The sequence below is a fragment of the Christiangramia sp. genome, from assembly GCF_029937855.1.
Classification (GTDB): Bacteria; Bacteroidota; Bacteroidia; order Flavobacteriales; family Flavobacteriaceae; genus Christiangramia.
Map to the genome: position 1 here is coordinate 11,787 of NZ_JAPYPC010000030.1, position 22,546 is coordinate 34,332.

General features: G+C 37.8%; 19 protein-coding genes. 12 read left to right on the top strand and 7 right to left on the bottom strand.

Going from position 1 to position 22,546, the window contains the following annotated elements; translation table 11 throughout:
- The 4 genes from Q1K34_RS14390 to xrtF form a co-directional block, all read right to left on the bottom strand.
- Nucleotides 1-3,753: efflux RND transporter permease subunit (locus Q1K34_RS14390; protein ID WP_300440293.1), on the bottom strand; the 3,753-nt coding region annotated here is incomplete at its 3' end.
- 104 nt (nt 3,754-3,857) lie between these two features.
- The gene (locus Q1K34_RS14395; RefSeq protein ID WP_300440385.1) at nt 3,858-4,214 is read right to left on the bottom strand and encodes a hypothetical protein; all 357 of its coding nucleotides are present in this window, start codon (nt 4,212-4,214) and stop codon (nt 3,858-3,860) included.
- Between the two features lie 204 nt (nt 4,215-4,418).
- Nucleotides 4,419-4,868, bottom strand: coding sequence for an exosortase F system-associated protein (locus tag Q1K34_RS14400; protein WP_300440298.1), 450 nt, complete (start codon nt 4,866-4,868; stop codon nt 4,419-4,421).
- Nucleotides 4,853-5,401 carry an exosortase family protein XrtF gene (xrtF, locus tag Q1K34_RS14405; protein WP_300440301.1) on the bottom strand — a complete coding sequence of 183 codons (549 nt, stop codon included), beginning with the start codon at nt 5,399-5,401 and terminating at the stop codon, nt 4,853-4,855. The genes Q1K34_RS14400 and xrtF overlap by 16 nt, the downstream gene beginning before the upstream one ends.
- 88 nt (nt 5,402-5,489) lie before the next feature.
- Between xrtF and Q1K34_RS14410 the strand changes: the two genes are divergently transcribed.
- Entirely contained in the window at nt 5,490-5,945 is a 456-nt protein-coding gene (locus Q1K34_RS14410) for a GAF domain-containing protein (protein ID WP_300440303.1), read from the top strand.
- Between the two features lie 320 nt (nt 5,946-6,265).
- Here Q1K34_RS14410 and Q1K34_RS14415 read toward each other — a convergent pair whose 3' ends face one another.
- Nucleotides 6,266-7,522, bottom strand: coding sequence for an ABC transporter permease (locus tag Q1K34_RS14415; RefSeq protein WP_300440305.1), 1,257 nt, complete (start codon nt 7,520-7,522; stop codon nt 6,266-6,268).
- Nucleotides 7,523-7,669: 147 nt separating this feature from the next.
- On the opposite strand from Q1K34_RS14415, the gene purH reads away from it, so the two are divergent.
- Genes purH through rodA form a run of 6 tightly spaced genes read left to right on the top strand, consistent with a single transcriptional unit; the run spans nt 7,670 to nt 14,726 of the window.
- A complete protein-coding gene (gene purH / locus Q1K34_RS14420; RefSeq protein ID WP_300440308.1) occupies nt 7,670-9,202 on the top strand; it encodes a bifunctional phosphoribosylaminoimidazolecarboxamide formyltransferase/IMP cyclohydrolase in 1,533 nt (510 codons plus the stop codon).
- Between the two features lie 41 nt (nt 9,203-9,243).
- A complete protein-coding gene (locus Q1K34_RS14425; RefSeq protein ID WP_072553762.1) occupies nt 9,244-10,272 on the top strand; it encodes a rod shape-determining protein in 1,029 nt (342 codons plus the stop codon).
- A 14-nt stretch (nt 10,273-10,286) separates the two neighbouring features.
- Nucleotides 10,287-11,111 (top strand): rod shape-determining protein MreC, encoded by an 825-nt coding sequence (mreC, locus tag Q1K34_RS14430; protein WP_300440313.1) that lies wholly within the window; start codon nt 10,287-10,289, stop codon nt 11,109-11,111.
- Nucleotides 11,104-11,610 carry a rod shape-determining protein MreD gene (locus Q1K34_RS14435; RefSeq protein ID WP_300440316.1) on the top strand — a complete coding sequence of 169 codons (507 nt, stop codon included), beginning with the start codon at nt 11,104-11,106 and terminating at the stop codon, nt 11,608-11,610. The genes mreC and Q1K34_RS14435 overlap by 8 nt, the downstream gene beginning before the upstream one ends.
- Nucleotides 11,607-13,475: a penicillin-binding protein 2 gene (gene mrdA, locus Q1K34_RS14440; RefSeq protein WP_300440319.1), complete on the top strand. Its 1,869-nt coding sequence runs from the start codon at nt 11,607-11,609 to the stop codon at nt 13,473-13,475. Before Q1K34_RS14435 ends, mrdA begins: the two co-directional genes overlap by 4 nt.
- Nucleotides 13,476-14,726: a rod shape-determining protein RodA gene (gene rodA, locus Q1K34_RS14445; RefSeq protein WP_300440322.1), complete on the top strand. Its 1,251-nt coding sequence runs from the start codon at nt 13,476-13,478 to the stop codon at nt 14,724-14,726.
- A gap of 134 nt (nt 14,727-14,860) precedes the next feature.
- On the opposite strand, the gene Q1K34_RS14450 is transcribed toward rodA, so the two are convergent.
- Entirely contained in the window at nt 14,861-17,011 is a 2,151-nt protein-coding gene (locus Q1K34_RS14450) for a carboxy terminal-processing peptidase (RefSeq protein WP_300440325.1), read from the bottom strand.
- A 148-nt stretch (nt 17,012-17,159) separates the two neighbouring features.
- Here Q1K34_RS14450 and surE point away from each other — a divergent pair, with 148 nt between their 5' ends.
- The 5 genes from surE to Q1K34_RS14475 are packed head-to-tail and all read left to right on the top strand — an operon-like array spanning nt 17,160 to nt 21,958.
- Nucleotides 17,160-17,942: a 5'/3'-nucleotidase SurE gene (surE, locus tag Q1K34_RS14455; RefSeq protein WP_300440328.1), complete on the top strand. Its 783-nt coding sequence runs from the start codon at nt 17,160-17,162 to the stop codon at nt 17,940-17,942.
- Nucleotides 17,935-18,216: a hypothetical protein gene (locus Q1K34_RS14460; RefSeq protein ID WP_300440331.1), complete on the top strand. Its 282-nt coding sequence runs from the start codon at nt 17,935-17,937 to the stop codon at nt 18,214-18,216. Before surE ends, Q1K34_RS14460 begins: the two co-directional genes overlap by 8 nt.
- A 1-nt stretch (nt 18,217) precedes the next feature.
- Nucleotides 18,218-19,330, top strand: coding sequence for a lipid-A-disaccharide synthase (gene lpxB, locus Q1K34_RS14465; protein WP_300440333.1), 1,113 nt, complete (start codon nt 18,218-18,220; stop codon nt 19,328-19,330).
- Nucleotides 19,327-19,878 carry a C40 family peptidase gene (locus Q1K34_RS14470; RefSeq protein ID WP_300440336.1) on the top strand — a complete coding sequence of 184 codons (552 nt, stop codon included), beginning with the start codon at nt 19,327-19,329 and terminating at the stop codon, nt 19,876-19,878. Before lpxB ends, Q1K34_RS14470 begins: the two co-directional genes overlap by 4 nt.
- A 34-nt stretch (nt 19,879-19,912) precedes the next feature.
- Nucleotides 19,913-21,958, top strand: coding sequence for a ComEC/Rec2 family competence protein (locus Q1K34_RS14475; RefSeq protein ID WP_300440339.1), 2,046 nt, complete (start codon nt 19,913-19,915; stop codon nt 21,956-21,958).
- Between the two features lie 3 nt (nt 21,959-21,961).
- Here the strand turns inward: Q1K34_RS14475 and Q1K34_RS14480 are convergent, their stop codons facing one another.
- A complete protein-coding gene (locus Q1K34_RS14480) occupies nt 21,962-22,504 on the bottom strand; it encodes a thioredoxin fold domain-containing protein (protein ID WP_300440342.1) in 543 nt (180 codons plus the stop codon).
- Nucleotides 22,505-22,546 lie beyond the last annotated feature (42 nt).

Consider the following 22,546-nt stretch of genomic DNA (forward strand, 5'->3'; position numbering starts at 1 on the left):
TTCACTCTTCACTTTCAACTCGCTCTCTCTTCTCCAGCTAAACAATACTGGAACCACAAAAAGAGTGATCAACGCGATAAGCATTCCGCCAAAACTTGGAATGGCCATCGGGATCATGATATCACTCCCCCTACCCGTTGAGGTAAGAATTGGCAGCAAGGCCAAAATGGTCGTAGCTGTTGTCATCAAACAAGGTCTTATCCGTTTTTCTCCTGCTTCTATTACAGAGGCTCTTATCTGTTCTTTGGTTTCGGTTACATTTTTATCGAAGGTCTGGGTTAGATAAGTCGCCATTACTACGCCATCATCTGTAGCTATCCCAAAAAGGGCAATAAAACCAACCCATACAGCTACACTAAGATTGATCGTATGCATCTGGAAAAGATCTCTCAGGTTCTCTCCAAAAAAGCTGAAATTCATAAACCAGTCCTGACCGTAAAACCAGATCATAAGGAAACCTCCGGCAAAAGCCACGGCGATACCGGTGAATACCATAAGGGAAGTAGAAACCGATTTAAACTGAAAGTAAAGGATCAGGAAAATGATAATAAGCGATAAAGGCACCACAATAGAAAGTGTTTTTTCTGCCCTAAGCTGATTTTCATAGGTTCCTGTAAACCTGTAGTTGATACCTTCAGGTACCACCAGTTCACCGGAATCTATTTTTTCCTGAATAAGGGCCTGGGCATTTTCCACCACATTTACCTCAGCATATCCGTCAATTTTATCAAACAATACATAACCTATTAAAAAGGTATCTTCACTTTTGATAACCTGCGGGCCCTGCTCATATCTTATCTCTACCAATTCGCTAAGCGGTACCGGGCTTCCATCTTCTACCGGCACATAAATGCTCTTAATATCTTCCGGGTTCGCCCTTAGTTCGCGAGGGTAACGTACTCTTACCCCATATCGTTCCCTGCCTTCAACAGTCTGAGAAATTTGCATTCCACCTACGGCTACTTCCAGAATTTGTTGTACATCTTCTATGGAAACCCCGTATCTCGCCAGTCGGTCACGTTTGATATCGATCAACAAATACGGTTTCCCTACGATCCTGTCAGCAAAAACAGCTTCATCTTTCACCCCTTCAGCCTCCTTTAAGATCTCTTCCAGTTTTAATCCAAAAGCTTCGATTTGTTGCAGGTTCTCCCCTTTCACTTTGATTCCCATAGGCGCACGCATACCTGTTTGAAGCATCACCAGGCGGGTTTCTATAGGTTGTAATTTTGGTGCCGAAGTCACTCCTGGCAGCTTGGTGACCTTTACGATCTCATTCCAGATATCATCAGGAGATTGAATATTCGGCCTCCAGTTTCTGAAAAATTCCCCATCTTCATTTGCGATCAATTCTTCATGTTTCAGGTTAAGTGGAGCTGAAACTAATTTAGTTTCCTCATAATTCGAGTCGTCATCTACTTCGGTATTTGGATTTAAAGCCAGTTTGCCGTTCTTCAGCATAAATAAACCGTCTTCATTTACTTTGTACCGCTGGCGTTCACCTTCCGCATTCCGCATATATTCAGATTTATACTGAATAATATTTTCATACATCATAAGTGGCGCAGGATCCAGGGCAGATTCGGTTCGTCCGGCTTTTCCCACCACGGTTTTAATTTCAGGAATACTGGCTACGGCCATATCCAGTTGTTGCAAAACGCGTTTGTTTTCCTCCACTCCCGCATGTGGCATCGAAGTAGGCATTAAAAGGAAAGAACCTTCATTTAGTGAGGGCATAAACTCTTTCCCGGTATTCCTCATTATCAGGAAGCCAAAGATTACAATAAGCGTTGGCACCGATAAAAACAGAATTTTATGGGCCAGGGCCCAGTTTAATATTCGGGTATAATATTTTCTGAAAATTGCAAAAAGGGCCAGCAATCCAAAAGCGATAAGTCCCACAAATATCAGGTTCATGAAAATACTTCGGTCAAAACCTAATGGCCTCCAGTATTCTGCCAGTAAGAAAACGATCGCAAAAGATGAAATAATGATATTGATAAGATTTGCACGCTTAGGACTGATCTTTTTCTGAAGCAATAAAACACCCGTAACTCCAAAAGCTATGAGTAGGATCCCTGTAAAATAACCGAAGATCATTGCCGTAATCCCTGCCAGAATGAGGATGCTATTTATTATATAACCAACACTCGTCTTTGCAGTCCGTTTTTTAAAGAAAGTAGCGGCAAATGGAGGAATAAGGAACAGGGCCACAATTAACGAAGCCGTTAATGCCATGGTTTTTGTAAAAGCGAGGGGCCTAAAAAGTTTTCCTTCTGCCCCAACCATGGTAAAGACCGGAATAAAACTAATGATCGTAGTTAGCACCGCGGTTAATATCGCTCCGGAAACTTCAGAAGTAGCATTATAAACCACCGCATTTATCGGTAATTTATTGCCTTTTTCATCGGTACTAAGCTCCTCTAAATGCCGCAGTATGTTTTCAGATAAAATAACACCCACATCCACCATGGTACCAATAGCAATGGCAATTCCCGATAAAGCCACAATATTAGCAGGAACATTGAAAAGCTTCATGGAAATGAAGACCATCAGCACTGCCACGGGTAACAATCCGGAGATTAACACGGAAGCTCGCAGATTATAAACCATAACAATGATCACCAGGATTGTGATAAGAATTTCCATGGTGAGCGCTTCATTCAGGGTGCCTAATGTTTCCTGAATAAGTTCTGTCCTGTCGTAGAAAGGCACGATCGTTACCTGTGAAACGGTCCCGTCTTCCAGAGTTTTAGAGGGAAGTCCGCCACTGATCTCATCGATCTGATCTTTCACATTATTAATTACTTCCAGCGGATTTGCGCCATAACGCGCTACCACGACTCCACCTACAACCTCTGCACCTTCTTTATCCAGTATCCCCCTTCTTTGGGCAGGACCTAAAACAACCTTTGCGATGTCTTTAATCCTCAGGGAAGTAAAATCTTCTGAAGTTATCACGGCATTCTCTATATCTTCTACAGATTTTACATACCCAAGCCCTCGTACCAGATATTCAGCATTATTGATCTCCAGGGTTTGGGCTCCTATATCGCGGTTACTTTCCTTTACAGCCATAACCACTTCGCTGAGCCCTATATTATACTGGCGCATAAGTTCAGGATTCACATCGATCTGGTATTCCTGAACATAACCTCCAATAGAAGCAACTTCTGAAACACCACTGGCACCGGAAAGAGCATATTTCACGTAATAATCCTGAATACTCCTCAATTCATGCAGATCCCAACCGCCGGTGACATTACCCTCTTTATCCCGACCTTCCAAGGTGTACCAGAAAATTTGACCCAGCCCGGTAGCATCTGGCCCCAATGCCGGATTCACACCCTCAGGCAAAAGATTGGCTGGAAGGGAATTCAGTTTTTCCAGGATCCGGCTTCGGCTCCAATAGAATTCGATATCTTCTTCAAAAATGATATAGATACTGGAAAAACCAAACATGGAAGAACTACGAATGGTCTTAACGCCGGGAATTCCAAGCAGGGAAGTTGTAAGCGGATAAGTAATCTGATCTTCAATATCCTGGGGAGAGCGTCCTGCCCATTTGGTAAAAACAATCTGCTGGTTTTCACCAATATCGGGAATCGCGTCTACCGCGACAGGATCTGTAGGTAAAAAACCGGTATTCCAGTTAAACGGCGAATTTACTATACCCCAGCCCACAAAAAGTACCAGCAGGATTACCGCTACAAGTTTATTTTCTATTAAGAATTTAATGCTTTTATTCAGCATATCTATTTAATTATCAAATTTTTAGAATCAATTCAAAGCCAGTTATAGAAACAGGGCTAATGCCGGATTCAGAAATGAACCGGTAAGTGTCTAAAATTCAATAATCAAATAAGGAAAACCTGATCTTCGAGCTGTATATCGCTCACGATCAAAGGAGGAGAATAATCTTTAAAAGGAATGGACTGTTTTGGTAAGGTTTCAAACAGTTCAAAATAAGTAAAGGTGAAAGTGGTTATAAAAAGTTGCTGATGAAAATCGATAGAATCAAAAGAGATTTTTAATTCATCCTGACCTTCCACTGAAATTTTTTCATTGGTACAGCAGTGATCTTCAGTCTCTGCGTTCATTTGCATGCCGCAGGTTTTAGCTTTTGAAAAAACAGCTTTATCTACAAGCTGGCTTCCGCAGAAATGTTTATCTACCGTAAAAGACATGGTAGACAACATCACCAGAAGGGCCATACTCAAAGAGATGATATATTTAAAAGCTTTTTTCACCGTTACAAAAATACAAATTTTTTAAATATCAGCGTATTAAGATACTTTTACTGATATTTTAATAAGCAAAAATAGTCTAAAACAGCCTGAAAGAATTTCAGTTTTTGGGAATAATCTTTCAATAATCGTAGGAGTTCTAATATTCCTCTTCTACTAAAATATTCAGCCTCAATTATGCTCTTTTAGTTTATAATAGTAAAATGCTGGCAAAAGTATCAGTAAAAATAATGGATGAATTAAAAATCTTCTAACATAAAAGAGTGCCAGATAATGTTCCTTTTCCATGTTGAGCACTAAAAATATAAATATGAAGGTTGCCAGTACATAAAGAATACTATATAAAATGGTTGAAAATTTAAGAATCCCGGCATCTTTAAAGCTTAAATAAATTATGGCCAGAGAAATGCCCGTATTCAAAAAATATCTTATGGTGAGGTTAATCATAAGTTCAGCCATATTCATTGGCGGGATTATTCCTAACAAATAATCTGATTTAAAGAAAACAATGAGGGGGTCATAAAAAATATCCTCTTCAAAAAAACGAATTGCAGCCAACATAAGGATTAGAATACCAATCTGAAATACCCGATACCTTTTCTTATCTAATTTTTTTTCCATCCCGAGTAAATTCTAATCCAAATTAACCATAGGAGAAATACGGTTCCATAAATAGCCAGAGGAAAAAATATGGAGTGCATAACACCGGAGTATTGCGGATATTCATATATACTTACGGCAAGCACTACAATTCTCAACAAATTAGTGCCATATATTATAACCGAACCGGCAAAAATGAAAAGAAAAGTCGAAACCGGTTTTCCAAAAAAGGCAAGCACAAAGGAAGTAAAAAGGATGATTATACTGGCTGAATTGCAACCTTCCACAATTCCAGCCAGGAAATAGTCATCTACCATGAGTTTCATAGATAAACCTGTATAATGCATTACCACCTCTACATTTTCATAGCCAAATCCCTGCATCAGGCTTCCGCTTTGGCGTGCAACAAGTTGCGTAAGAGGATCGGGCTCAGGATTTTCTGTATCATATAATATTAGAAATCCGTTATAAAGGCTTGAGAATAGAAAATAACTGCCCAGAAAAATGAAAATAAAGCGAAGAACTAGTCGGTATTTTCTAATTAAACTAAGCAAATAGAAGGTTTGTTTTTAACAAATTTATAGAAATGAAGTACTCGTATTACATTAGAAATTGAATACTTTTGCACTAAATATTGTTAATATGCCATTTCAAAAATTAAAGCCGCAGGTAGAAAAAATTCTTAAAAACCAGGATGCTAGTGTAGACAAAAGGCTTACGGAGGTATGTGAGTTACTGGAATCCACCATTCCTTATTATGATTGGGTGGGTTTCTATTTTAAGAATGGAGATAAGGAGGAATTAAAATTGAAATCATTTGCCGGTGAACCTACCGATCACGAAATCATTCCTTTTGGTAAGGGTATTTGCGGACAGGTTGCCGTTTCGAATAAAAATTTTGTGGTACCAGATGTAAAAGCTCAAAACAACTACATCGCCTGCAGTATTCATGTTAAGGCTGAAATTGTGATTCCACTTTTTAAGAATGGAGAAAACATTGGCCAGATAGATATAGATAGTCATACCGATGACCCCTTTTCCCACGAGGATGAACTTTTCCTCGAATGGGTTAATGCAAAAGTTGCTGAAATTTTATAGCAGATTCATTTCTAAATTAAAAAAGCCTCGAAAAGTTCGAGGCTTTTTTAGTTTATAGCGCGTAGGTAAGTTTTAACTTATAAGCTCCTATCTTTTTAGCCTTGAAATGCAATGATCAAAAATAAGATGATAAAAAATCCTATTAATTGTATCACTGATGACGCATAATCCTTTTCTATTTCATTCCCCATTTTCGAATCATTTTGGCTTAAATATATGCAAGCCAACAATTTAAAATTAGGCATTTAACTAACTTTAATGCTTTTTAAAATATTTTAAGGAAATATAGGCAGGAAACTTAATTAGTTTTAACGAGATTTTTACATTCCAGTTCTAATCGCTTCCACAGGATCTAATTTGGAGGCGGAGATCGCAGGAATAATACCGGAAATTAAACCTATCATTGCTGAAACTGCCGTTCCTATAAATATATTAAATGGAGAGAGTACAAATTCAAAATCACCTGTGAATTGTGAGGCCACTATAGATACCAGCCAGACAATAAATAGTCCCACGAGTCCGCCAATAACAGAAAGAATAATTGCTTCAAAAAGAAATTGTGAGAGAATAAATTTGTTCTTGGCTCCCAGGGACTTTTGGATCCCAATGAGATTGGTTCGCTCTTTTACACTTACAAACATGATATTGGCAATTCCAAAACCTCCTACCAGAAGTGAAAATCCACTTATTACCAAACCAATAATATTCAACTGCCCGGTAATATTATCAATTAAATCTGTAAAGCCCTTCAACTGATTGACGAAGAAATTATTGATCTCACCAGGTTTCACCCCACGCATATTTCTTAATTGCTGTTCCAAAATTGCAATAAATTCCTCGTCATCTACTCCTTCTTCAGGCTTAAGCACTATTTGGGGAAAAACTGTTCCTTTTGTAGTCCCATAAACCCTTCGCGCAAAATTCGCCGGCACAAAAGCCTGGCCATCCCGGGAATTTCCGAATAAAGACTGACCTTGCTTTTTCATAACTCCTATCACCGTGGCTTTTCTTCCAAATACCCTGATTTCTTTTCCCATGGGATTACTGGAACCAAATAAATTACTGGCAACTTCATGACCTAAAATAATTACTGGAGAACCACTAACAGCTTCGGGCTCATTAAAGAAACGACCATTTTCCAGCTCAAAGGCTTCAATATCGTAATATTCATGAGTTACTGCACCCACATCCACGCCGGCACTCGTCACATCCCGATATTTTAAGGAAGCTCCACCAGGAATTCCCAACGCAAAACTAATAGCCTCAAGATTGGGCATAGTTTTTTTCAGGCTCTGATATTCTTCATAAGTTACATCTGGGAACTGTTCCCGCTTCCAGCGGGGGATATCGGAGGGGCCAAAATTAAATCTCATTAAAATAATGGTACTATTATCCAGGGCACTAAGGCTCCCTTTAATATCTTTTTGAAGAGAATCTACCGCAGCCAAAACGGCAATAATCGAAAATATACCAATAGTCACACCCAATAAAGAAAGGAAAGTCCTTAACCGGTTGTTTTTAAGAGCGCTTAACGCAAAATTAAAACTCTCTTTGAGTACGCGTAAATAAATTAGCATGGTATAATAATCAGCTGTTTTTGGACATTTTAAAGATAGGACGCACAAAGGAATTTTTCGTTACAAAATTTATGGATATTTCATTACTTCTACTTTCTAATTTTTGGCTTAATTAATTACTTTTGCAGCTTTAACAAACACAACACAATGAGCGAATTAAAACAAGCAAAATCTGCTTTAATTTCAGTTTTCAGTAAAGATGGCTTAGAACCTATCGTAAAAAAGCTTGATGATCTGGGAATCAGGATTTATTCTACAGGAGGAACCGAAAAGTTTATAAGAGATCTTGGAATCGAGGTAATCCCGGTGGAAGATGTAACTTCCTATCCTTCTATTTTAGGCGGAAGAGTAAAAACCCTTCACCCTAAAGTTTTTGGAGGAATCTTAAACCGTCAGGATCATGAAGGTGATGTAAAGGAACTGGAGCAATATGAAATTCCGCAGATAGACATTGTGATTGTAGATCTTTACCCATTTGAAAAAACCGTGGCTTCAGGAGCGTCTGAACAGGATATAATTGAAAAGATTGATATTGGCGGGATTTCCCTTATCCGGGCCGCAGCTAAAAACTTTAAAGATGTCACCTGTGTTTCTTCAGTAGACGATTACCAGGAATTTCTTGACCTTCTGAATGAGAAAAACGGAGAGACAAATATTTCCGATAGAAAAAGATTCGCTACTAAAGCTTTTAATATTTCTTCTCATTATGACGCTGCGATCTTTAATTATTTCAATGCTGAGGCTGAAGTAAATTCATTTAAACAAAGTGAATTAAAAGGAAAAGAATTGAGATATGGTGAAAATCCCCATCAGAAAGGAACTTTTTACGGAGATTTCGAAGCTATTTTTGACAAGCTTCACGGAAAAGAACTTTCCTATAACAATCTTCTGGATGTAGATGCTGCCGTGAATTTGATGAATGAATTTAAAGAAGAAAACCCAACCTTTGCAATTCTTAAACATAATAACGCCTGCGGACTCGCTCAACGCAAAACTATTAAACAGGCTTATATAGATGCCCTGGCCGGAGATCCGGTTTCAGCTTTTGGCGGAATCCTGATTAGTAATGTAGAAATAGATGCCGAAACTGCTGAAGAAATCCACAAACTTTTTTGCGAAGTGGTGATCGCTCCGTCCTTTTCAGAAAAAGCTTTGGAAATTTTAAAAGGAAAGAAAAACAGGATTCTCCTTGTTCAGAAAGACATAGAACTTCCAAAAAACCAAATAAGAACCTGTCTAAATGGTGTTTTGGTTCAGGACAAAGATCTAAAAACCGACTCTCAGGAAGAGTTGAAGCAGGCCACAGATAATAAACCTACCGATGAGGAGTTATCTGACATGATATTTGCTTCGAAGATCTGCAAGCATACAAAATCCAATACAATAGTACTGGCCAAGAATAAACAACTTTGTGCAAGTGGGACAGGACAAACATCACGCGTAGATGCTCTTACCCAGAGTATTGAAAAAGCCCGCTCGTTTGATTTTGACCTAAATGGCGCTGTAATGGCCAGTGATGCATTTTTCCCTTTCCCCGATTGTGTGGAGATTGCCGGAAATTCAGGAATCACTGCGGTAATTCAGCCTGGAGGATCTATAAAAGACCAGTTGAGTATCGATTATTGTAATGCAAATAATATCGCAATGGTGATGACAGGAACGCGCCATTTTAAACATTAAATTTAGTACATTTACCCAAACCTCAATACTTATAATACACTATGGGATTTTTTGACTTTCTCATTGAAGAAATTGCAATTGACTTAGGTACAGCAAACACCCTGATAATCCACAACGATAAAGTAGTTGTAGACAGCCCCTCTATAGTCGCCCGGGACAGGACTTCCGGGAAAATAACCGCCGTGGGGAAAGAAGCGGCCATGATGCAGGGAAAAACCCATGAGAACATCAAAACCATACGTCCTTTAAAAGATGGTGTAATTGCAGATTTTGATGCCAGTGAGAAGATGCTCACCATGTTTATTAAGGAAATCCCGGCGTTAAAAAAGAAATTGTTCACACCGGCCTTGAGAATGGTTATTTGTATCCCTTCCGGTATTACCGAGGTGGAGATGCGTGCCGTTAAGGAAAGTGCTGAAAGGGTAAACGGAAAAGAGGTTTATCTTATCCACGAACCTATGGCCGCTGCAATTGGTATTGGCGTGGATATTATGCAGCCAAAAGGGAATATGATTGTGGATATAGGGGGTGGTACCACCGAGATTGCCGTAATTGCTTTAGGTGGAATTGTTTGTGATAAATCGGTAAAAATTGCAGGTGATGTTTTCACCAATGATATCGTGTATTATATGCGTACCCAACATAATCTTTATGTAGGAGAACGTACTGCGGAAAAAATAAAAATCCAGATTGGTGCAGCAACTGAAGATTTGGAAGTTCCGCCAGAAGAAATGAGCGTTCAGGGTAGGGATCTTTTAACAGGGAAACCAAAACAGGTAAATATTTCTTATCGCGAGATCGCAAAAGCACTTGATAAATCGATTTTAAGAATTGAGGATGCGGTAATGGAAACTTTATCCCAAACTCCCCCGGAACTAGCTGCCGATATCTATAATACGGGTATTTATCTTGCTGGTGGTGGTTCAATGCTTAGAGGACTGGATAAACGTTTATCTCAAAAAACAGATCTTCCGGTTTATATCGCAGAAGACCCTCTAAGAGCGGTAGTACGTGGAACAGGAATCACCTTGAAAACATTGAACAGATACAAAGGAATTTTGATCAAGTAGGAGAAGCTTAATTTATGCAGCAGATTTTCAATTTTCTTATAAGGAATAAGAATTCAATTTTATTCTTAATCCTGCTTGCTGTATCTATTTTTTTAACCGTTCAAAATCATGCTTTTCAAAAAAGCCGATTTATAAGCTCTGCTAATTTCGTTTCCGGCGGAATTTATTCCTGGTCCAATAATATCAATACCTATCTTCATTTAGATGAATATAATGAACGGCTTCTTGAAGAGAACAATAAATTGCGAAATATCATTTCTAATATTAATGATAGCATAACCATCAATAAGCAATTAGACAGTACCTCTTTTGAAGGAGATTATCTATTTCGAACTGCCAGGGTGATAAACAATAATTTCGCCAAAATAGACAATTATCTCACCTTAAACCGTGGGGCAAATTCTGGAATTAAGCCGGAATATGGGGTAATTACCAGCAAGGGAATTGTGGGGATCGTAGACCGCGTAAATGATGAATATTCGCGGGTGATCTCTATTTTAAACAGCAGGTCGAGGATTAATGCACAGTTAAGCAACACCAACCATTTTGGAAGTTTGGTATGGGACGGAAAAGATCCAAATATCGTTCAACTTATTGATGTGCCCAGGCAGGCACCCCTCAAAAAAGGTGATACAATAATCACGGGAGGCCGCTCGTTGATCTTTCCAAAAGGATTACCCATAGGAAGTATCGAAGATTTTAGCCTGGATCAAACGCAAAGTTACTATACTATCAATATCAAATTATTTAATGACATGACGAATATTGGATACGTGTATGTGATTGAGAATGTGAATAAGGAGGCTGTAGAGAAATTACAGGAAACGCCAAATGAATAGTAAGCTATTATCAAATATCACCCGCTTTATTATCCTGGTATTTTTACAGGTGCTCATTTTGAACAACATCAATTTTGCAGGATATATAAATCCGTATTTGTACGTTCTGTTCATATTACTTTACCCTTTTTCCGGAAATCAAAGTCTTTTCCTTTTTCTCTCGTTCCTTTTAGGAATTAGTATAGATATTTTTGAAGATAGTGGCGGAATAAATGCGGCGGCGTGCCTTGTAGCTGCTTTCGTAAGACCTAATTTACTTCGGTTCTCATTTGGAATTAGTTATGACCACCAAAATATCAGGCTTGCCCATACTCCTTTTGGAGCAAAATTGAGTTATATATTTTTAATGGTGCTTATCCATCATTTTGTATTATTTTCTTTGGAAATGTTCAGTTTAAATCATATAATTTTAATACTGAAAAAAACATTATTTTCCAGTATATTCACTATAATCCTAATCCTTTTAAGCCTTACGCTATTCAGTAAGAAATACCGATGAGAAAAGTTTTACTCTACATAACCATATTAACTACAGGTATACTTTTTATTGGAAGACTATTTTACCTACAGATAGTGGATACTTCGCTGGCCATCCGCTCTCAGGATAATGCAATTAAGGTTATTTATGATTATCCGCAAAGAGGATATATTTATGACAGGAATGGTGAATTAATGGTTTCCAATCAGCCATCATATGATGTGATGGTGATTCCGCGCAACCTAAAGCCTTTTGACACTACTGAATTCTGCAATATATTAAACCTATCCAGGGAAGATCTCGAAAAGAAGCTGGATAAGGCAAGAATTTATTCGCCTATGTTACCTTCAGTGGTAATTCCGCAATTGACCAAAAGTGAATATGCGATTCTTCAGGAGAAAATGAGAAATTACGAAGGCTTTTATATTCAGAAGAGATCTCTTAGGGATTATCAGGTGGACCATAGTGCCAATGTGCTTGGATATATTGCCGAGGTAAACCAGAAAAAAGTAAATGAAAATCCGTACTACATTTCGGGGGACCTTATTGGTCGTGCCGGTGTAGAAAGTTATTATGAAGAACTACTTCGGGGAGTAAAAGGAGTAAAATATATTCAGAAAGACAGGTTCAACAGAGATATTGGAGCTTATAAAGAAGGAATTTACGACACGCTGCCTGAAAAAGGAAAAGATATAACTATTACCATAGATGCTGCCCTGCAGGAATATGGACAACAGTTAATGGAAAATAAAAGAGGTGGTATTGTGGCACTTGAACCTGGGAGTGGAGAGATCCTCGCTTTGATCACAGCTCCAACCTACGATCCTGCAAAACTTGTGGGACGACAGCGATCTCCCAATTTTACTGAATTATATTACGATACTATTGCCAGACCTTTATATGATAGAGGCCTGCTTGCTGAATATCCTCCCGGCTCACCTTTTAAAACTTTGAATGCCTTAATAGGACTTCAGGAAGGAATTGTGGATACAGATGATAAATTCTCATGTAACCACGGCTATACCTACGGAAGAGGAAGAAAACTGGGTTGCCATGCGCACAGGAGTCCTTTGGATATGATTCCAGGCATCGCCCAATCTTGTAATGCTTATTTTGCCAATGTTTATAGACGCATTATAGAAAAATATCCTACTCCACAGGAAGGTATGGATACCTGGAATGCCCATTTAAAAAGTTTTGGACTGGGGGATTTTCTGGGGTCAGATCTTGAAACAGGAAGACCCGGAAAAATTCCCAATGCCAATTATTACAATCAGATATACAATTATCCTACATATAAATGGTATGCAACAGCAACCATATCTAATGCAATTGGGCAGGGTGAAGTTTTAATGACGCCTATACAATTAGCGAATATGGCTGCCACCATTGGAAATAAAGGCTGGTATTACACTCCCCATATTTTAAAGGAAGTAAATGGGCAGCCTATCAAAGATGAAAAATTCACTGAAAAGAATTATACGACGGTTGAAACCCGGCATTTTGATCCGGTAGTGGAAGGGATGCATGAAGTATATAAAAGCGGGACAGCATCTGCCTTAAGAATCCCGGATATTGAAATTGCCGGAAAAACCGGTACCGCTGAAAACTTCACCAAAATAGATGGAAAACGGGTACAACTTACAGACCATTCTATCTTTGTGGCTTTCGCGCCGGTGGACAATCCAAAAATTGCGATCGCTGTTTTTGTGGAAAATGGATATTGGGGAGGCCGCTATGCCGGCAGGATTGCCAGTTTAATGATTGAAAAATATATCAAAGGAACCATCACAAGAACCGATATGGAAGACTGGATACTCAGCCATAGTCTTGAAGATGAATATGCAAAACCACTAAGTGGAGAACCTTTCCGAATAAATCAGTAAATGAGCAAGAGCAGCGCAGCCGGATTTGACTGGATTAGCATCTTTATCTATTTAATTCTCATTTGTTTTGGCTGGGCCAATATCTACTCCGCCTCTCTTGGCAGTAATACCGGATCCTATTTTGATCTGAGTCAGCCTTACGGAAAACAAGCCCTGTTTATTGGATTAAGCATTTTCCTTATAATCATCGTTCTTTCTGTAGAGGCAAAATTCTACCAACGTTTTTCCAGTATTATCTATATTATCTCCCTGCTCTCCCTGGCAGGATTGTTTGTTTTTGGTAAAACGATTTCGGGAGCTACTTCCTGGTATTCTTTTGGCGCTTTTGGGTTACAACCTTCAGAATTTGCCAAGTTTGCCACGGCGCTGGCGCTGGCGAAATATTTAAGTGATATTCAAACTAATATTAGACGTTTAGATCACCAGATTAAAGCTTTTATAATAATTGCAGTTCCTGCATTACTAATCATACCCCAACCAGATCCCGGTAGCGCCCTGGTATATGCAGCATTCTTTTTCCCTTTATATAGAGAAGGATTATCCGGCTTTTACCTCGTTACAGGATTATCTGCAGTAGGCGTATTCATTTTTACTTTAATTGCGGGGCCATTATGGGTAAGTGCTGCGGTTATGGCGATTGGCCTGCTTATTTTCTTCAGAAAACGAAAAAAACGTCCTGGCAGGATTTTAATCACACTTTTCATTATAATTTCTATAGGTCTGAGCTTTTCGGTAAATTATATTTTTGAAAATGTATTTGAACAAAGGCACAGGGACCGGTTCAATATTGTTTTAGGAAAAGAAGTAGATTCCAGGGGCATTGGGTATAATACCAATCAAAGTGAAATCGCTATTGGAAGCGGTGGCTGGTTCGGAAAAGGCTGGACTGAGGGCACTCAAACAAAAGGACACTTTGTCCCGGAACAACATACCGATTATATCTTCAGTACGGTAGGGGAAGAGTGGGGATTCCTGGGTAGCGCGATGGTAGTTATTCTTTTTGTGCTTCTCCTCTTAAGACTGATCGTCCTGGCAGAAAGACAACGCAATCAATTCTACCGGGTTTACGGCTACTCGGTAATCGGTATACTTTTTATACACTTCCTGGTAAACATTGGGATGGTAATAGGTGTTTTTCCTACCGTCGGAATTCCTTTACCTTTCTTTAGTTATGGCGGCTCCGGACTCTGGGGCTTTACAATCTTACTGTTTATTTTTATTAAACTGGATTCAGACAGGCTCTCTTATTAAGCGCATTGTTCTGCCATTAATAGAATCGCTGCGACTAAAAGTATGATCACCGGATAGATATATTTTCTTGAAATAATCTGAATCATAAAAAAACCCGGAAGCTTAATTCCGGGTTTTAATTTATTGAATTCCTTTTAATCCTTCACTTTCTTTTTTGAATTATCAGCAAGTTTATTTCTTGTGATATTATTCATTTTCATATCTGAAAGCACGTTGATCGCCTCTTCGATATAAACATCTTTGCTGAGGCTTTCATGCCATCTCTGTCTCTTTTCTTTCAGAATAGTATCTGTTACGAAAAGCTGCTCTTCATAAGGAAGGGAATTATAAGTGAGATTCGTTTTATAATCTTTAATGGCTTCAAATTGTTTAGCCATTTCTTTATTCTTTTCAGCTTCTTCGGCATATTCAGTATAGTTTAGAGAATAACTATTATCATCACTTTGAGTCTTTACCCATTTGGCATTCTCTTCTATAAGCTTTAACTGAGGGTTAGAATCCATTCTGCTTTTACTTGCTTCAATCGCTTCGTCATATCCTACATAGCCATCCCAAATGTCATAATCTGCCGCATCGATCTTGTCCCATGGAAGCGGATTTTCCTGATCTTTTTCCCCGATATCTACAAAGCTATACCTATCTGGAACCACTACATCACTTTTCACTCCTTCAAGCTGAGTTGATCCCCCATTTACACGGTAAAATTTCTGAGTGGTGATCTTAAGGGCTCCCATGTCTCCCATATCATTATTTCTAAGCCATCTGTTTAGGTCTATAACATTCTGAACTGTTCCTTTACCATAGGTTTGTTTACTACCAATAATAATAGCTCTTTTATAATCCTGCATCGCAGCTGCTAAAATTTCAGAAGCTGAAGCAGATAATTCATTCACCAGAATAACTAAAGGTCCATCCCACAACACTTGTGGATCTTCATCTTTTAAAACTTCTTTACGGGATCCATTAGATTTCACCTGCACTATAGGGCCTTCTTCAATAAACATCCCGGCGATATCCACCACAGTTTTCAAAGAACCTCCACCATTATTTCTAAGGTCCAGAACAAGGCCTTCCATTCCTTCTTTTTTCAATTTAATAATATCTTCTTTGATATCTGAAGCTGCATTTCTCTTATTATAATCTTCCATATCGAAATAAAACTTAGGCAGGTTGATCACGCCAAATTTTCTATCATCCTTTTTAACCATAGAAGTTTTTGCATAAGTTTCTTCGATTTCAATGACATCACGCACCAACGTAATTTCTTCAATATTCCCCATTACTTTTTTACGTACAGTAAGCGTAACTTTAGTATCCTTAGGGCCTTTAATAAGATCTACAGCATCATCCAGCCTCATTCCTACAATACTCACCGCTTCTTTTTCACCTTCCTGCTTCACTTTAAGAATTACATCACCTTCTGAAATTTCATCACTTCTCCAGGCAGGTCCACCTGAGATGACTTCCGTAATCGTAATATCATCGCTATCCTTTATTAAACGGGCACCAATACCTTCGAGCTTACCGGACATGGCGATATCAAATCTATCTTTATCCTGAGGAGCAAAATAGAATGTATGCGGATCAAATTCTTCTACGATCGCGTTGATATATACCGAAAAATAATCTTCTCTTTCCAGGTCATCAGTAAAATCGTAATATCGGTCTATATTAGAAAGTGTAGTTTCCCTAGCCTCTTTCTCAAGTTCGACATCGCTTTTCATTTCATAAGAAGCATCCTCTTCTTTTTTAGTCTTTTCTTCCTGTTTAAGATCGTAATACGTGATTAGCGTATTGAATTTCAACTGCTCTTTCCATCTTTTTCTCATTTCATCTTTGGAAGAAACATAATCCAGACTATCATAAGAAGTATTAATCTTTTCCTCTTCAGTAAAATCAAATGGTTTTGAAAGTATCTCTTTATAAAGCGACCTGGTCTCTTCCATACGTTTTCCCAGTCGGGCATAGGTAAGATTAAAGAAATCTATATTCTTATCTTTTATTTGATCATCCAGCTTTTCTTTATAAGCGTTAAATTCCTCAATATCCTTTTCATAAAAGAAACGCTTGGAAGGATCTAGACCTTCCAGGTATCCTTCATAGACACTGGCTGAAAAACTGTCATTGATATCTTTAGCTTCATAATGCCCCTGATTTAGGACATAAGTAATTAAATCTATAAGAAGTTTATCTTTATTAGGATCTTCAAACTTCTTCGTAGTAAAACTACAGGAAGCTGCAGCCATTAAAAGAACAACCGCTAAAATTTTAAAATTCCTTTTCATATTTCGTTTTAATTTCGTCATTGTATGGTTACCATAATTATAGTAAAAACTGTGCCAATAAGTTATATAACCCGCACTAATTTGTGAATGCACTAATATAAGCTTTCCTTATTTAAATTCTTATTTTAGCAGAACCAAATAACGATGCATGAATAAAGAAAAACCGCTTATCCTGGTTACTAATGATGATGGCATTACTGCTCCCGGAATAAGAACCCTGGTAGAAGTGATGAAAGAACTGGGAGATGTAATCGTGGTTGCCCCAGATAGTCCCCAAAGTGGAATGGGGCACGCGATAACCATTAGCGACACCCTTTTTTGCGAACAGGTTACAATAAAAGAAACCTATAAACATAAAGAATATAGTTGTTCCGGCACACCAGCCGATTGTGTAAAAATAGCCACACAGGAAATACTGCATAGGAAACCTGATCTTTGTGTAAGCGGGATTAACCATGGCTCTAACTCCTCTATCAATGTAATATATTCCGGAACTATGAGTGCGGCTGTAGAAGCTGGAATTGAAGGTATTCCTGCAATTGGATTTTCACTTTTGGATTATTCTCTTAATGCCGATTTTGAACCGACAAGAAAATTTATAAAGACAATTACCAGGAATGTCTTAAAGAATGGGTTACCCCTGGGAGTAGTTCTTAATGTAAACATCCCAAAATTGAAGGAATCTGAAATAAAGGGAATCAAGGTTTGCAGACAGGCCAATGCACACTGGGAAGAAGAGTTCGATAAAAGAACAAATCCGCAGGGTCGCGAATATTACTGGCTTACCGGAAAATTTGTAAATAAAGATGAAGGTGAAGATACCGATGAAAAAGCTTTGGAAGAAGGTTATGTCTCTGTGGTTCCAGTACAATTTGACCTTACCGCACACCAATTTATAAAAGATCTAAGCAGCTGGCCCCTCAATGATTAAGCAAAATCTCTTTACAGGATTTTTAACCGGTATCGCAGCAAATATTGCAGGCGTGATATTGTACGTCACCTTATTTTCTAATGCAGATCTGGATAAAACCCTCGAGAATGCGGTGGCAAATGATTATTTGGGAAAAATTATAGCGCTTGGCGCTGTTTTAAATTTTTTACCATTTTTTGTTTTCCTGAAAAAGAAACAAAATTATCATGCTCGTGGCGTTTTACTGGCGACTGTATGCATAGCCGTGGCCGTAGCCATTTTCAAATTCTTTTAAGATGAAGTATTATATTATTGCAGGCGAAGCTTCCGGGGATTTACACGCTTCTAACCTGATGAAAGCTTTAAAAGAAGTGGACAAGGAATCAGATTTTCGATTCTGGGGTGGCGATCTTATGGAAAATCAGGGTGGTACGCTGGTAAAACATTACAGGGAGCTGGCATTTATGGGCTTCTCTGAAGTGATCATGAACCTTAGAACTATTTTCAGAAACATTAAATTCTGTAAAGAGGACATTGAAAATTATAATCCAGATGTGATCATTTTTGTGGATTATCCCGGCTTCAATATGAGAATTGCTGAATGGGCAAAGAAAAAAGGATACAGGACTAATTATTACATCTCTCCCCAAATATGGGCCTGGAAGGAAAATAGGATCAAAAAGATTAAAAGGGATGTAGATGAAATGTACGTGATCCTTCCCTTTGAGCATGATTTTTACAATGATAAACACGATTTTCCGGTTCATTTTGTGGGCCATCCCTTATTGGATGCCATTGATAATCGTTCCCCTGTAGATATAGATTCTTTTAGAAAAAATCATGGTTTAGACCATCGTCCGGTAATTGCGTTGCTTCCCGGCAGCCGAAAACAGGAAATTGAAAAGATGCTAAATATAATGTTGAGTGTAACTTCAGCATTTAAAGAATATCAATTTGTGATTGCAGGAGCACCCAGTCAGGATAAAGAATTTTATCAGAATTTTATTAAAAAATCCAACGTAAGCCTTATCATGAACAAGACCTATGATGTACTAAGCATATCCCATGCTGCGTTAGTCACTTCGGGGACGGCTACTTTAGAAGCTGCTCTTTTTAAGGTTCCGGAGGTAGTTTGTTATAAGGGAAGTTTTATTTCCTATCATATCGCAAAAAGAATTATTAATCTTAATTATATTTCTTTGGTTAATTTGATCATGGATAGAGAGGTTGTTAAAGAATTGATCCAAAATGAATTTAATACCAAAGACTTAAAAACGGAACTCCATAAGATCCTGAATGAAGATAATCGTAAAAGAATTTTTGAAGATTACTACGAGTTAGAAAAAACGCTTGGCGGGAAAGGTGCCAGCAAAAAAACCGCTGAATTGATTTATAAGAATTTAAAATGAGAACTCAAGCGATATTTAAATTTCTGGGCTTAATCTTTATAATTTTATTTCTTGCCTCCTGTGGATCCTCGCGTTCACGAGTGGTAACCACCAAAAAAGAAGCCGATAGAACAGAAAAAGCTTCCGAGGTATATGAGCGTACCCCTGCCGCCGAACCGGAAGACAAAAAAGCCTACAAAGTGGTTCGTACCGCGAAAAAATTTGAAGGCACAAAATATAAGTACGGAGGAACCACTAAAAAAGGAATGGATTGTTCCGGACTTATCTACGTTTCATTTCTTGAAGAAGGCGTTTCGCTGCCCCGAACTTCCAGAGCAATGTCGCTCGAAGGCAAACGGCTTAATTTAAAAGAAGTTAGTATTGGGGACCTTTTATTTTTCGAAACCAATAAAAATCGAAAAGTGATAAATCATGTAGGTTTAGTTATAGAGGTAGATAAAGATGGTATTTATTTTATTCATTCCTCTACCTCCAGAGGTGTAATTATTTCCTCATTATCAGAATATTACTGGTATAATAATTTTGTCATGGCCCGCCGGGTGATTTGATTTTTTCATACCTTCAATAGGTAAAAATCAATCATTGAAAGATTTCCAATTTATCTTCCTAAGGCTATCCATTTATCTTATCTTAGGAATACTTTCCGCATTTTACACCACTATACAAACCAGCGTTCTTCTGATTTCTGGTTTAGGTATTTTGCTATTATTTCTAATCGCATACTTCAGAGCTCAAAAGAAAATATTTCCGGATTCCTTCTTCGGAATAAGCTGTTTTCTACTCCTATTTTTCCTGGGATTTTCTACTGCATATTTCAATATGCCTGAAAATCAGCCAAAGCATTTTATAAACCAGAATATCGCAGAGAGAGGAAATTTAATTTTAGAAGCTAGAGTTTCGGAAGAATTGAAACCAACCGCCTTTTCCCAAAGATTTATACTGAAAACTGAGAATTTATTGGACGGGGAAAATAGCCTTGATATTAGCGGAAAGTTATTATTAAACCTAAAAGTCGATTCCAGTAAAATATCAAATTTAAAGCCTGGGATGCACATCCTGGTTCCCTGGATTCCTGAAGAAATAAAACCACCCTTAAACCCTTTTCAGTTTAGTTACAAAAATTATATGGGTCAGCTTAAAGTACATCGGCAGATTAATCCCAACATTCCAAAAATTAAAATCCTGGATAACGACGATGAAAGTTTAAGATCTTTTTCCTGGAGCTTAAGAGAAGAATTAATTTCAGGTTTAAAAGAGCATGATTTTGGCGCAAATGAACTGGCAGTTTTCCAGGCGCTGATCCTGGGACAAAGAAGGGAAATAAGCAATGAACTTTATAAAGATTATGCCGCTGCCGGAGCCATTCACATCCTCGCAATCTCTGGTCTCCATGTGGGAATTTTACTATTCATTTTGAACTTCCTTTTTCGGGGACTTAACAGAATCAAATACGGGAAATTTATAAAAGCAGCTATCCTTATTCTTTTGCTATGGAGCTTTGCGGTTTTAACCGGGCTCAGCGCCTCTGTGGTGAGAGCAGTGACTATGTTTTCGTTCATTGCCATTGGGCTGCAAATAAAAAGGAAGACCAGCGTTCTAAATAGTCTTTTTCTCTCTCTTTTCGTCCTCCTACTTATTGATCCTTATTATTTATTCCAGGTGGGCTTTCAATTAAGCTATCTGGCCGTATTCAGCATTATTCTTTTTCAGCCTATGCTTTATAATTTATATAAACCCAAGTTCAAGCTTGTAGATTATTTTTGGAAATTAAGTGCTGTAAGTATTGCGGCCCAAATTGGAGTGATCCCGCTTAGTCTCTATTATTTTCATCAATTTCCGGGACTTTTTCTTTTAAGCAACCTTATTATTCTGCCATTTTTAGGAATCATCCTGGCATTGGGCATCCTGATCATTATTCTCGCTTATATTAATGGATTGTCCCCTTTTGTTACAGAGGTATTCAATTTTATTCTCCGAATGTTAAATGATTTTATAGCATGGGTTGCAGGAATAGAGAGCTTTGTAATTGATAATATTCAGATTAGTGATTTTCAAACCATTTCTCTTTATCTTCTAATTATAAGCCTATTTCTTCTGCTGAAAAAAATAGAATTTACACGGATATGTTTTCTGCTCACCTGTGTTCTTATTTTTCAGGTATCAACATATTATTTCAGAAAAAATATACCCGATTCTGAAAGTGTTATTTTTCATAGATCATGGCACTCTTTCATCACTATGAAAAATGATCGAATGCTGACAATTTTTTCCGAAGATTCTATAGAAAACTTTAATATAGGAGATTATAAAAGAGAACGAAAAATAACTAAAGTCAGAATGGAGAAAATTCCTGAGATCATGAATCTCTCCAATAAGCTAAGCCTAATAATTGATACAACCGGAAATTATAATATCCCTGATTTTCAACCTGAAATTATAATATTACGAAACTCGCCAAAAATAAACCTGGAAAGGCTTATTGTTCAACTTTCACCGGTGCAAATAGTAGTAGACGGAAGTAATTATAATTCTTTTGTAAATCGATGGAAAGCGACTGCAGAGCATAAAAAAATCCCTTTCCACTACACCGGCGAAAAGGGAGCATATATTTTAAACTCAAATAACTGAAATTTAGCTGGAAAAAGTACCTTCAAACTCTTCCTGGTATTTCTTCCATTCTTCATCAGATTTTACTTTTTTATAATCATCTGTGGCAAATACTTTTAAAAAGATTTCTAATTTTTCAGGAGTTAGATAACCTTTTACCGGGGATAAAAATGCGCCGGTTTCATCAAAGAAGACCATCGTGGGATAAGCATTCACCCCCATGGCTAAAGCAAATTGATGAACTGCATTTCTGCCCTTTCTCTCAGGATCGTAATTAGGATTCTTAAACACTTTATCCTTAAAGTTTATTATTTCATTTCCTTCTGCATTGAATTTTACAGCGTAGTAATGCTTGTTTATATATTCAGCAACATCTTTATTGCCAAAAGTATTTTTATCCAGAAGTTTACAGGGACCACACCAGGTGGTGTAGGCATCAACAAAGATTTTCTTTGGATTTTCTTTCTGGGCTTTTAAAGCTTCATTCATGCTCATCCATTTAATTTCCTGCGCCTGAATGGCCGAAATTGAAAAAGCAAAAAGTATAAAGAGGAATATTTTTTTCATCTTTCAATAAATTTTAATCGTAAGTGCAAAAAGCATTCCCAA